Annotated in this window: 9 protein-coding genes, 1 tRNA gene and 1 riboswitch; of the genes, 7 read left to right on the top strand and 3 right to left on the bottom strand. The window is 61.8% G+C overall.

The genetic code is table 11. The features are described from left to right. The gene (gene dnaX, locus NFR47_RS02545) at positions 1–1,893 is read right to left on the bottom strand and encodes a DNA polymerase III subunit gamma/tau (protein WP_251214019.1); all 1,893 of its coding nucleotides are present in this window, start codon (positions 1,891–1,893) and stop codon (positions 1–3) included. 256 nt (positions 1,894–2,149) lie between these two features. Between dnaX and clpB the strand changes: the two genes are divergently transcribed. From clpB to NFR47_RS02560, 3 genes are all read left to right on the top strand, one after another. After that, positions 2,150–4,747: an ATP-dependent chaperone ClpB gene (gene clpB, locus NFR47_RS02550; protein ID WP_251214020.1), complete on the top strand. Its 2,598-nt coding sequence runs from the start codon at positions 2,150–2,152 to the stop codon at positions 4,745–4,747. A 153-nt stretch (positions 4,748–4,900) separates the two neighbouring features. After that, the gene (locus NFR47_RS02555) at positions 4,901–6,082 is read left to right on the top strand and encodes a glycosyltransferase family protein (RefSeq protein ID WP_251214021.1); all 1,182 of its coding nucleotides are present in this window, start codon (positions 4,901–4,903) and stop codon (positions 6,080–6,082) included. Then, positions 6,079–6,963 carry a hypothetical protein gene (locus NFR47_RS02560; RefSeq protein WP_251214022.1) on the top strand — a complete coding sequence of 295 codons (885 nt, stop codon included), beginning with the start codon at positions 6,079–6,081 and terminating at the stop codon, positions 6,961–6,963. The genes NFR47_RS02555 and NFR47_RS02560 overlap by 4 nt, the downstream gene beginning before the upstream one ends. Positions 6,964–7,062: 99 nt before the next feature. Here the strand turns inward: NFR47_RS02560 and NFR47_RS02565 are convergent, their stop codons facing one another. Together NFR47_RS02565 and NFR47_RS02570 are read right to left on the bottom strand one after the other, a co-directional pair. After that, positions 7,063–8,013 carry an alpha/beta hydrolase gene (locus NFR47_RS02565; protein ID WP_251214023.1) on the bottom strand — a complete coding sequence of 317 codons (951 nt, stop codon included), beginning with the start codon at positions 8,011–8,013 and terminating at the stop codon, positions 7,063–7,065. Positions 8,014–8,058: 45 nt separating this feature from the next. After that, complete coding sequence (locus tag NFR47_RS02570) at positions 8,059–9,009, bottom strand: NAD-dependent epimerase/dehydratase family protein (protein ID WP_251214024.1); 951 nt, start codon at positions 9,007–9,009, stop codon at positions 8,059–8,061. Between the two features lie 112 nt (positions 9,010–9,121). On the opposite strand from NFR47_RS02570, the gene NFR47_RS02575 reads away from it, so the two are divergent. The 4 genes from NFR47_RS02575 (at position 9,122) to NFR47_RS02590 (ending at position 12,480) form a co-directional block, all read left to right on the top strand. Further along, positions 9,122–9,193, top strand: a tRNA-Thr gene (locus tag NFR47_RS02575). A gap of 50 nt (positions 9,194–9,243) precedes the next feature. After that, on the top strand, positions 9,244–10,311 hold the full coding sequence (locus NFR47_RS02580) for a bifunctional 3-deoxy-7-phosphoheptulonate synthase/chorismate mutase type II (protein WP_251214025.1): 1,068 nt from the start codon (positions 9,244–9,246) through the stop codon (positions 10,309–10,311). A 51-nt stretch (positions 10,312–10,362) separates the two neighbouring features. Further along, a riboswitch (cobalamin riboswitch) is annotated at positions 10,363–10,572 on the top strand. A 179-nt stretch (positions 10,573–10,751) separates the two neighbouring features. Beyond that, positions 10,752–11,573 (top strand): DUF4465 domain-containing protein, encoded by an 822-nt coding sequence (locus tag NFR47_RS02585; protein WP_251214026.1) that lies wholly within the window; start codon positions 10,752–10,754, stop codon positions 11,571–11,573. Between the two features lie 13 nt (positions 11,574–11,586). After that, positions 11,587–12,480 carry a hypothetical protein gene (locus NFR47_RS02590; RefSeq protein WP_251214027.1) on the top strand — a complete coding sequence of 298 codons (894 nt, stop codon included), beginning with the start codon at positions 11,587–11,589 and terminating at the stop codon, positions 12,478–12,480.

Raw genomic sequence — 12,480 nt, forward strand, 5'->3', positions numbered from 1 at the left:
TTATTCCATTTCCAAATCCAGTGCCTTGCGAAGTTCGGCCACCAGCGGATTCTTCTCGGTGAGGAACTTCACCTTGTCCTCCGGCTTGATGGGCCGTGCGGCGCGGATGGCTTCGTTGACCGTCACGTCCAGGTCTATAACGCCCCCGATGCCCGCCAGCTCGGCGATGCGGATAAGCATCGCGGTCTTGTTGCGCAGGATTTCCTCGCGCAGCTCCTCCGTCGGCACACTTACCGCAATGACGTTTTCGCGGAACTGCATCCGCTCGAAGGCCGGAACGAAACGCGGACGCCGGGACTTGATAAGGTTGAGAATCCGCTCGCGGGCGTTTTCCAACTTCTCGGTGCTCCGGGGGTCCACATCGGGGTTGCCTGCCTTTTCGGCCGGACGCTCCCCGTCCGGTTCGGCGGCACCCTCCGGCGAAGCCAGCAGGTCGGCCAGCGAAGCACCCGAAATCAGCGGCTTGCGCGGAGAACGGGGCTGCGAAACCGAAGTTGCGGCCGGCTGTGGTTCCGGCGCAGGTTCGGTCTTCGGAGCAGGGGCCGGCTCGGCAGGAACGGGTTGCGGTGCCGGAATTTCCGTTGCAACGGGTGCAGGAACCGGCTCGGCAACGGGTTGTTCGGCCGGAGCAGATACCGGAACGACGGCGGCAGGCGGCACAACGGATTGTTCTGCCGGAGCTGATGCCGCAGCGGCCGGAGCCGGAACAGCGGGAGCAACAACCGGAACAGCCGGTACCCCAGCACGGGGCTGCAATTCGGGAAGCGGATACTCCTCGACGGAGGTCAAGGTATCATTTTTTTTTTGGCCGAACCCTGCAATCTTCATCAGGCCCAGCTCCACGAGCAGTCGTTGGTTGGAAGACTGCCGTATCTTGCCGTCGAGCTCCGTCAGACAGGCGATGGCCCCGAACAGGAACCCGACTTCGCAGGCGCCCGCCTGCGTCCGGTATCGTTCGAGCAGCGTTCCGGTCATCTCGATGAGCCGCAGCGTTTCGGGCCGCTTGGCCATGAGCAAGTCGCGCATGTGGCGGTTGAGCCCGGCCATGAAGGTCTGGCCCGAGAAGCCCTGCGCGAGCACCTCGTCGAAAGCGACGAGCGCACGGACGTAATCGCCCGCGAGCAACATATCGGTGACGCCGAAATAAGTGTCGTAGTCCAGCACGTTGAGCGTCTGGGCCACATGGCGGTAATCGAGCGTCGTGCCGCAGAACGACACGGCCTTGTCGAACATCGACAACGCGTCGCGCATACCGCCGTCGGCTTTCTGCGCGATGAGGTTCAACGACTCCTCGTCGGCCGTGATACCCTCTGCGGAAGCGATATATTTAAGGTATTCGACCGAATCCTCGACACGGATGCGGTTGAAATCGTAAATCTGGCACCGCGACAGAATCGTCGGGATGATCTTGTGCTTCTCGGTGGTCGCCAGGATGAAAATCGCATGGGCGGGCGGCTCCTCCAACGTCTTGAGGAACGCATTGAACGCCGCGGCCGAGAGCATGTGGACCTCGTCGATGATGAAGACCGAATAACGCCCCACCTGCGGAATGATGCGCACCTGCTCGATGAGGGTGCGGATGTCCTCGACGGAGTTGTTCGATGCGGCGTCGAGCTCGTGGATGTTGAGCGAGCGTCCCTCGTTGAACGAACGGCACGATTCGCACTCATTGCATGCCTCGGCTCCGTCGGGCGAGAGGCAGTTGATGGCCTTGGCGAAGATGCGCGCGCAGGTGGTCTTGCCTACGCCGCGGGGACCGCAGAACAGATAGGCGTGGGCCAGCTGGCCGCGCTCGATGGCGTTCTTGAGGGTGGAGGTGATATGCTTCTGCCCGACGACCGACGAAAAGGTCGCGGGACGGTATTTGCGTGCGCTGACGATGAATTCGCTCATAATAGCGCAAAATTAAGAATTAAAAATTAAGAATTAAAAATTAAGAATTAAAAATATCATTCGCAGGGCCGCGAACGGGAATCGGTCCGACCGCATCGACCTGCTATTATGTCCGCCGGATACCGCAAGTTGGCAGTCCTGCCTGCCGGATTGTCGGCCGGGGCGTGTCGGAAACTGACACAATGACCGGAACCCGCGGAGTGGCAGGTCTTTTGCGGAACAATCCCTGCGAACAACGACACAAAACCTGCAAACCATGAATATCAACACACTGACCATCAAGGCGCAGGAGGCGCTGCAAGCAGCGCTTTCGCTGGCGCGGGAGCGGGGACAGCAAGCCGTCGAACCGCTCCATCTGCTGTCGGTCCTCGTCCGCGAGGACGATTCGCTCGCGGCGTTCCTGCTGGGCCGCGTGGGCGTCAATGTGCGCGGACTGCGCGAAGAAGCCAACCGCGCCGTCGAAGCTCTGCCCCGCGTAGAGGGCGGCAGCGAGCAGTTCTTCTCGCAGGACGCCACGCGCATCATTCAGAAAGCCGTCGACTTCACCAAGAATTTCGGCGACAAATATGCGTCGGTCGAACACCTGCTGCTGGGCCTGGTGGCCGAACGCAGCGCGGCGGCGGACCTGCTGAAACGCAGCGGCGCCACGGAAAAGGAGCTCATCGAAGCCATCCGCACCTTCCGCAAGGGGGCGACGGTCGATTCGCCGACCTCCGAACAGCAGTTCGATGCGCTGGGCAAATACGCCGTCAACCTCAACGAACAGGCCCGGGCGGGCAAGCTCGACCCCGTAATCGGCCGCGACGAGGAAATCCGCCGGGTACTGCAAATCCTCTCGCGCCGCACAAAAAACAATCCCATCCTCGTGGGCGAAGCGGGCGTAGGCAAGACGGCCATCGCCGAGGGAATCGCCCGCCGCATCATCGACGGCGACGTACCGGAGAATCTGAAGAACAAGGTCATCTACTCGCTCGACATGGGAGCGCTGATTGCCGGAGCCAAATATCAGGGCGAATTCGAGGAACGGCTCAAGGCCGTGGTGCAGGAAGTGGTGCAGAGCGAGGGCGAAATCCTGCTCTTCATCGACGAAATCCACACGCTGGTCGGAGCGGGCAAGTCGTCGGGGGCGATGGACGCCGCCAACATCCTCAAACCGGCCCTCGCGCGCGGCGAACTGCGGACCATCGGTGCCACGACGCTCGACGAATTCCAGAAATACTTCGAGCAGGACAAGGCCCTCGAACGCCGCTTCCAGAAAGTCATGGTCGACGAACCCGCACGCGAAGACGCCATTTCGATTCTGCGCGGGCTCAAGGAACGCTACGAGAACCACCACCAGGTGCGCATCAAGGACGAAGCCATCGTGGCGGCCGTCGACCTCTCGACGCGCTACATCACCTCGCGCTTCCTGCCCGACAAGGCCATCGACCTGGTGGACGAAGCGGCCTCGCGCCTGCGGCTGGAGATGAACTCCGTGCCCGAAGAGATCGACACGCTCGACCGCCGGGTGCGCCAGCTCGAAATCGAACGCGAAGCGATCCGCCGCGAAAAGGACGAAGAACGCGTCGGGCAGCTGACCCAGGAAATCGAGGAACTCAAATCGCGCCATGCGGCGATGCGTGCCAAGTGGCAGGGCCAGCGCGACCTGCTGCGCAAGATTCAGGACAACAAGGACCGAATCGAACGGCTCAACGTCGAAGCCCGGCAGGCCGAACGCGAGGGCGACTACGGCCGGGTGGCCGAAATCCGCTACGGCAAAATCCAGCAGGCCGAAAAGGAAATCGAAGCCTTCGAGGAGGAATACAAGCTCACAGCCGCCAATGGCTCGATGATCAAGGAAGAAGTCGACGCCGAGGACGTCGCCGAGGTGGTTTCGCGCTGGACGGGGATTCCCGTGACGCGGATGCTTGCCTCCGAACGCGAAAAACTCCTGCACATGGAAGACGAACTTCACAAACGGGTCGTCGGGCAGGAACAGGCCATCGCGGCGATTTCGGATGCCGTGCGCCGCTCGCGGGCCGGGCTCAACGACCCCCGCAAACCCATCGGCTCGTTCATCTTCCTGGGCACCACGGGCGTGGGCAAGACCGAACTGGCCAAGGCGCTGGCCGAATTCCTCTTCAACGACGACCAGATGCTTACGCGCATCGACATGAGCGAATACCAGGAACGCCACAGCGTGTCGCGGCTGGTCGGAGCCCCTCCGGGATACGTGGGCTACGACGAGGGCGGCCAGCTGACCGAAGCCGTACGGCGCAAGCCCTATTCGGTGGTGCTCCTGGACGAAATCGAAAAGGCCCATCCCGACGTCTTCAACATCCTGCTTCAGGTGCTCGACGACGGCCGTCTGACCGACAACAAGGGCCGCACGGTGGACTTCCGCAACACCATCGTCATCATGACCTCGAACATGGGGGCGCAGATCATTCAGGAGCGTTTCGCGGCGGCGGCCGACGGCAAGAAACTCGACCCGGAACTGGTCGAAGAGACCCGCGACGAAGTGGTCGACCTGCTCAAGCAGCACCTCAAGCCCGAGTTCCTGAACCGCATCGACGAAATCGTCATGTTCGAGCCGCTGACCCGGCGCGACATCGAACGCATCGTCGAAATCCAGCTCGGCATCGTCGGCCGGATGCTCTCCGAAAACGGCATCGTGCTGGAATACACCGACGCGGCCCGCGACTGGATTGCGACGGCGGGATTCGACCCGCTCTACGGAGCGCGGCCCGTCAAACGGACCATCCAGCGCTACGTGGTCAACGACCTCTCCAAGCGGATTCTGGCCGGCGAGGTCGACCGTTCGAAACCCATCCGCATCGACGCCGCGAACGACGCGCTGACGTTCGAGAACTGACACAGCGAAACGCCGGGGTGATTTCCCCGGCGTTTTTTTGTCTCGGACAGCGTGCCGCATGTCGCGAAAAAGCGTTTTCCGGACCGGATTTTCGGCCGCAAGCCGGAAAACCGAAGAATTTTCGTACCTTCGTTTCCTGTAGAATCATCAGCCATGCAAGTCCGCATCATAGATACCGTAGCCCGGGATTCGTTCCACGAGGTGTTCAACGCCGCGCTGCTGGTCATGTGCCTGCGGCTGTGCGGCCGTGCGGAATACCATTGCCACCCCTCGCAGCGCCGATGTCTCGAACAGCTGCTCGAACGCCACGGATACGCCGGAGAACTGCCGCGCGTCGCATTCCGCAGCGTCCGGGTAGTGCGGCGCGAAGGCCCCGCAGGATGGATATGCCGCTACGCGGCGGCCGCCCTGCGGAGCAGCTGGCGGCTTGTCCGCTCCCGGCCCGACGAACTCGTGGTGTTCAACTACAACAACCCGCTGGCGCTACCCTTGCTGAACCTGCTGAACCGCATGCTGCACCGCCGCGTGCTGATCGTCTGCCACGGCGAACTGGAGCTGCTCGCCGGACGGCATCCATGGTGGCGGGCATCGGGCTGGTTCGCGCGGATTCTCCGCCGGACGTTCGGCCGAAAACGGCTCGACCGGAATATGCGGTTCTGCGTGCTGGGACAATCCATTCTGCACAACCTGCGCCCGTATCTCTCCGAAGCGAATGCACCGCTCTTTTTCGCCGTCGACCACCCCGGATTCTTCGACGAAACACCCGCGAGCCCCTCGCCGCACGACACGCTGCAAGTCGGAACGGTGGGCCAGCTCACCCCGGCCAAAGGGCTGGACCGCATACTCAGGCTCTCCCGCCGGATTCCCGTGCCGCTGACCGTTGTGGGACGCACCTATGGATTCCATGACCATGCCCGCTGGCCCGGCGTCCGCTTCGTGGCCGGAACGGAAAACCGCTTCATCCCCCGCGAACGCTTCGAGCAGGAGACCGCCGCGCTCGACTATGTGCTTTTTGCCTACGACCCCGGCAGCTATCGGCTGACGGCGAGCGGTGCCATCCTCGACGCACTCAACCTCGGGCGGCCCGTCATCACGCTGCGCAACGACTATTTCGACGACGTACTGCGATTGCCCGTCGGGTACGTGGTCGACGACATGGAGGAAATGGCCGCCCTGATTCGTCGGCTGGCCGCCGAATACCCCGCAGGCACCGACCCGCAGTTTACGGAGAATATCGCCCGGCTGCGCCGTGAGTTTGCGGTGGAGACGGTCGCCGAACGGCTGCGCGAAGCCCTCGCGGCCTTTGTTCCCGAACTGAAAAATCCGCAACGATGACTTTTTTTGCCAAAACCGACCGCCTGCTGCGCAATCTCTACGAAACCGCATTCTATTTCGCGGCGATGACTACGAAAGAGAATTTCCGCAACTATATCCGCCGGGCAGGCACGGTGGGGACCCCAGCCCCGACGATGGCGATTCTGGGCAACGGTCCGGCGCTGGCCGACGAACTGCCGCGCCTGCTGGAAGAGATGCGGGGGGGGGACCGCGATTTTCTGGCGGTCAACTTCTTCGCCGAAGACGAACGTTTCGCCGAACTGCGCCCAGCCTACTACGTACTCTCCGACCCGATGTTCTTCCGCGACACGGCCGAACGCCAACGGGTCGAAGCACTCTACCGCGCGATGAACGAACGGGTCGCATGGCCCATGAACCTCTACGTACAATATTATAATCCCGAGCGGTTCGACTACCGCGCCGCCCTGCCCAACCCGAACATCCGCATCGTGCCGTTCCACACCCTCACTTACCGCGGATTCCGCCGCCTCGAATTCTGGCTCTACCGCCACGGCCTGGGCAGCGCCAACTTCGGCACCGTGGTGCAGGTGGGCGAATACATTGCGCTGTTGTTGGGATACAAGCGAATCGAACTCTACGGCGTCGACCACACGCTGTTGGAGGGGCTGTGCGTAGACGACGTCAACCGGCTGTGCCGCGCCGACCGCCATTATTATGACGACGGAGCGCCTGCCGCACTGCGGCCGATGTTCCAGAAAGCGCCGCGGAGGCCCTATACGATGGCGGTCTACCTGGCCGAAGTGGCCGAACTTTTCCGCGGCCACGAAGTACTGCGCGACTATGCCCGCTCGCTTGGCGCGCGAATCGTCAACCGCACCCGCGGCTCGATGATCGACGCCTACGAACGGGAAAGATTCTGAAAAGACAGGCGGTTCTCCGAACCGCGCGAGCCGCAGCTTCCCGGCGCGGAGGCTCGCAATCGCTCGCCCCGCAGGCCGCGGCCGCAATCAAAAAAACGACTACTCGATATACTTGCCGACGAAATCCTCCACCCGCCGGGTATACTCCTCGCGGTTGTCGCGGTAGGAAAGCGCATGCGCGGCGCCGGGCACGACCCACAATTCCTTGTCGCCCTGCTGCTTGGCCTCGTAGAGCGGATAGACCATTTCCGTCGGCACAAAATCGTCGGCATCGCCGTGGATGAACAGCATCGGCAGGGTGCTTTTGCGCACCTGCTCCAAGGCCGAAGCCTCGCGGAAGTTCCATCCGTAACGCAAATCGCACAGCCAGCTGGCGACGGGCAGCAACGGAAAGGCGGGCAGATGGAACTGCTCCCGGAGTTCCTTGGCGAACTGGTCGCGGACGCTGGTATAGCCGCAGTCCTCGACGAAACACTTCACATAAGGCTGCTGCTGCTCGCCCGAAACCATCATCGTGGTGGCGGCACCCATCGAGATGCCGTGCACGACCATCTGCGTATGGCCGCCGAAAATTCCGTTGGCGATCTCCATCCACCGCAGCACGTCCAGCCGGTCTTTCCACCCCATGCGGATGGCCCGGCCCTCGCTTCGGCCGTGGAAATAGAGGTCGGGCAACAGGATGTTGTAGCCCAGGTCGCGGTTGTACATGTAGCCGATCATCAGCATACGGACAGCGTTGTCCGTATATCCGTGCACAATGACGGCCGTACGGTCGGTCGGCTTGGGCGCAAAGGCATAGATGGCGTGGAGCCGCTCGCCCTCGGCTCCGACAATCGTCGTATCGCGCAGGGCGCCCGTGGTCTCAAGGCTGTCCAGCCAAGGCTCCAAGAAAGGATATTCGGTAGTCATGACCTCGCGGGCCGCAGCATTGCGTGCACGCATGGTCTTGCGGGGTGTGAGCGAATACGCCAACAGACAGAGACTGCCGCCGGCGACGACACCCACCGCGACGGCCGCAGCCACGGCCGTCCAGCGCAAAGTTTTTTTCATACGGTTCGGAATCGGGTTTTCAGCTCGCGGGCAAGAACCGCGCCGCTATCGAACGGCGAATTTCTGCCGGATGTGCTCCAGCATGTCGTCGGTCATGCGCGAGAGGTCCCATTCGGGTTTCCAGCCCCACTCCTCGCGGGCACAGGTGTCGTCGAGCGAATTGGGCCAGCTCTCGGCGATGGCTTTCTTGACGGGGTCGACGTCGTAGTCCATCGTGAACGATGGCATGCGCTTCTTGATTTCGGCACAGATGATTTCGGGCGTAAAACTCATCGACGCAAGGTTGAAGCTGTTGCGGTGGATGAGCTTCGCGGGGTCGGTCTCCATCAGCTCGACGCACGCACGCAGCGCATCGGGCATATAGATCATGTCCATGTAGACGTCGGCCGGAATCGGGCAGGTGAAGCGCCCCGACTTGACGGCTTCGTAGTAGATTTCCACCGCGTAGTCGGTCGTGCCGCCGCCGGGCAGCGTGACGTTGGAAATGATGCCGGGGAAACGCACCGAACGGGTGTCGACACCGTATTTGTGGTGATAATAGTTGCCCAGCATTTCGCCCGTGTACTTGCAGATGCCGTAGATGGTCGTGGGCTGCATGATGGTGTCCTGCGGCGTACCGTCCTTGGGCGACGAGGGGCCGAACGCACCGATGGACGAGGGGGTGAAGAGGGCGCAATGGTGCTGCCGCGCCACTTCGAGCGAATTGTTCAGCGCACCCATGTTGACGCTCCAGGCCATCTGGGGATTGCGCTCGCCGACGGCCGACAAGAGGGCCACGAGGTTGAAAATGGTGTCGATATGATAGCGTGCCACGACCGACGCCATGGCCGTGGCATCGAGAGCGTTGAGCACCTCGAAAGGCCCTGCCTCGCCCAGCTCGCGGCAATCGCGCATGTCGGTCGCAACCACGTTCGTGTCGCCGTAAATCTTGCGCAGATAGCATGTCAGTTCGGAACCGATCTGACCGCCCGCGCCTACTATCAGGATTTTTTTCATTGATTTAAGTTGTTAACTGCAAGTAAAGGTAGAAATTTTTCGCGAAAATCGTATAATTTTTTTGTCTTTTCATTTTTCTTGTGTACTTTTGCATCACTCTTAAGGAGGGAATGCTGTCTTAGCTCAGTGGTAGAGCACTTCCTTGGTAAGGAAGAGGTCGTGAGTTCAAGTCTCATAGACAGCTCGCAATCGGGAGGCCGCCAGTCGTGGCGGTCTCTTTTTTTTCGCAGCGCCATGACCCACACCGAACCCATCCGTTTGGCCGCCGCCGACAGCCGCCGCCCGCTGGTCATCGCCGGACCGTGCAGCGCCGAGACCGAGGAACAGACCCTCGCCACGGCCCGCCAGCTGGCCAACGAAGGGGTCCGCATCTTCCGCGCGGGGCTCTGGAAACCCCGCACCAAGCCGGGCGGATTCGAGGGGGTAGGAAGCGCAGGCATCGCATGGCTGGAACGCGTCAAGCGCGAAACGGACATGTACGTCGCCACCGAAATCGCTACGCCGCACCACGCTGAGGCGGTCCTCGAAAGCGGCATCGACCTGCTGTGGATCGGCGCCCGGACCACAGCCAACCCGTTCGCCGTGCAGGAAATAGCCGACGCACTCAGCGGCCGCGACATCCCCGTACTCGTCAAGAATCCTGTCAGCCCCGACCTCGAACTCTGGATCGGCGCCGTCGAACGGCTCCGCAACGCCGGAATCCGCCGCATCGGGGTCATCCACCGCGGATTCACCTCCATCGACCGCAGCCGCTACCGCAACCACCCGATGTGGGGCATTCCCATCGAACTGCGCCGCCGTTTTCCGGAGCTGCAGATTTTCTGCGACCCGAGCCACATAGGCGGCGCGCGCGAGCTGGTCGCTCCGCTGGCGCAGCAGGCCATGGACTTAGGTTTCGACGGACTTTTCGTCGAATCGCACTGCCGCCCCGACGAGGCATGGAGCGACAAGGCCCAGCAAATTACGCCGCAGGCGCTCGCCCGAATCGTCCGCCAACTCGTCATCCGCGAAACGGCCACGACCACCGACAACCTCAACGGACTGCGGGCCGAAATCGACAAGCTCGACGACCGGCTGCTGGAACTGCTCGCCGAGCGGATGCGTGTGGCATGCGAAATCGGCCGCTGCAAAAAGGAGCACGGCATGCCCGTTCTTCAGACCCGGCGCTACGAACAACTCCTTTCGCGGCGCACGGAGCAGGCCGCCGAACTGGGCATGGACCGCGAATTCATGCGCAGCGTCCTGCGGGCCATCCACGAAGAATCGGTCCGCCAGCAGATGCGCATCATCGACGAAAAATAGGGACCAGCCGTTATTTTTCCGCACCCCGCACGACAAATCGGTTTTTATTCGTATCTTTGCCCCGGCAAAGGTTTCCTGTACGGTCCCGCCGCGGACCTGGAATCAAAAGGGAACGCAGTGCGAATCTGCGACAATACCCGTTGCTGTGAGTTCCGGCGCTCGCCGAGCGTCCGAAGTTCTGCAATCCGCCACTGGCCCCGCGGCCGGGAAGGCGCAGAACGAAGAACAAGTCAGAAGACCTGCCGATGCCGTAACACAAGGATTTGCTGCCTGCGGGAGTACGGGCGAGAATCGGAACGACGTCGGCGGATTCCTTTCCGCACGGGCAGACCCGGCAGAACGCCCGGTAGAGAGCCGACCGACACTTCCGTTTTTCGTTGCACCGTGTTCCCCGGGGACACGGTCGATTTTTTTATACCTATTTAATTAAATATCGCGCAATGAAAAACCTTTTCAAACTCCTGCCCGTAGCCCTGCTGGGACTGACGCTGGCCAGCTGCAACGACAATGACGACAATCAGGGCCTGCCCCAAACAGCCGTGCTGACGTTCGAGGACAGCGACTACAAAGGTACCGACAACGGCGGCAAGGGCTTCGACGACTGGTCGTCGCTCATCGACGACCCCCAGTACAACGGTCCGCTGCTCTACCCCGACGCCACCGACTGGCTCTACAACTGGAACGACGAGGGCAACACGTTTCTGGCATCGGAGCTGACCAACAACTACGGCGACAACAAGTTCTGGGGTGGCGGCCACGTCGTGTCGAACTATGCGGACACCGACTTTGCGAACTGTGACTTCAAACGCCAGCTGGCCGTCTATGCTGCGGGCGGTCACAACGGCTCGAAAAACTTCTGCGTGCATAACGGCACCGTGGCATCGGGCGACACTTACAGCAAACGCCCGTCGTTCTATTTCAAGGACGGCACCGAACGCATCGTGGACCACATGTGGGTAGCCAACACGACTTATGTAGTGAACGCCATTGTAAACGGCGACGGCCAAAGCCCCGCATTCGGCCAGGGCGACTTTCTGAAAGTCGTGGCCATCGGCATCGACACCGACGGCAAGGAGACCGGGCGCTGCGAAATCTTCCTCGCCAAAGACACCGACTACCTGAAGGAGTGGACCAAATGGAGCCTCGCTTCGCTGGGCAAGGTCGCCCGCATCGAATTCAACGTCGAGGGCTCCAAGATGGGCACCTACGGCCTGAACACTCCGGCCTATTTCGCTTACGACGACGTTCTTGTAGTGCTCTAATCCGTTTTCGTCAGTGAAACGATTCGCTTTTCTGCTCGGTCTGCTCGCGATTGCGCCGTCCTGCAACAGGGACGACGTAATCGTGACCGACCAACCGACCGACCGGGCCGCCTGCAACCGGGTTTGCGAATACCTGCCCGCCCCCGGTCAGTTCATCAACGAAACCCGCACGCTCCGCACCATGGACGAAGCCTGCCACTGGGCCGAGGAACAGCTCGCCAGCCCCTACGGCTGTGTCTCGCTGGGCAGTTTCGGCGGCTGCATCGTCGTGGGATTCGACCACCGCGTCGCCTGCACGGGCGGCTACGACCTGGCCGTCGGCGGCAATCCGCTCGCCTCCTCCTCCGAACCGGGCATCGTGTGGGTCATGCAGGACGAAAACGGCAACGGCCTGCCCGACGACACGTGGTACGAACTCAAGGGCTCGGAATACGGCAAGAACGGGACATGGCAGGATTATGCCGTGACCTACTACCGCCCCGAGGACGACGGCGCGGCAGTCCGCTGGGAAGACAACCGAGGGCAAAGCGGCACCATCGACCGGGTGAAGTACCATCTCCAGCCCTCCTACTATCCCGCATGGGTCGACGCCGCAAGCTACACGCTGCGCGGCACCCGGCTCGAAGCCCGCAACTACTTCGACGAACAGAAAGGCGAGTGGGTCAATCCGCCCTACGAATGGGGCTACGCCGACAATTTCAGCAGCATCGACCGCCTCGCCGGAGAGGGACCCGACGCCAACCGTTTCCGCATCGCCGACGCCGTGCGGGCCGACGGCACGCCTGCCGGGCTGGCATACATCGACTTCGTGAAGATTCAAACGGGCGTCCTCGCCCAAAGCGGCGACCTGGGCGAAACGTCGACCGAAGTATTCTCCGTCCGCGACCTCAACTTCAACGCCGAATAA

This window comes from Alistipes muris, from assembly GCF_943193205.1.
Taxonomy (GTDB): Bacteria; Bacteroidota; Bacteroidia; order Bacteroidales; family Rikenellaceae; genus Alistipes; species Alistipes muris.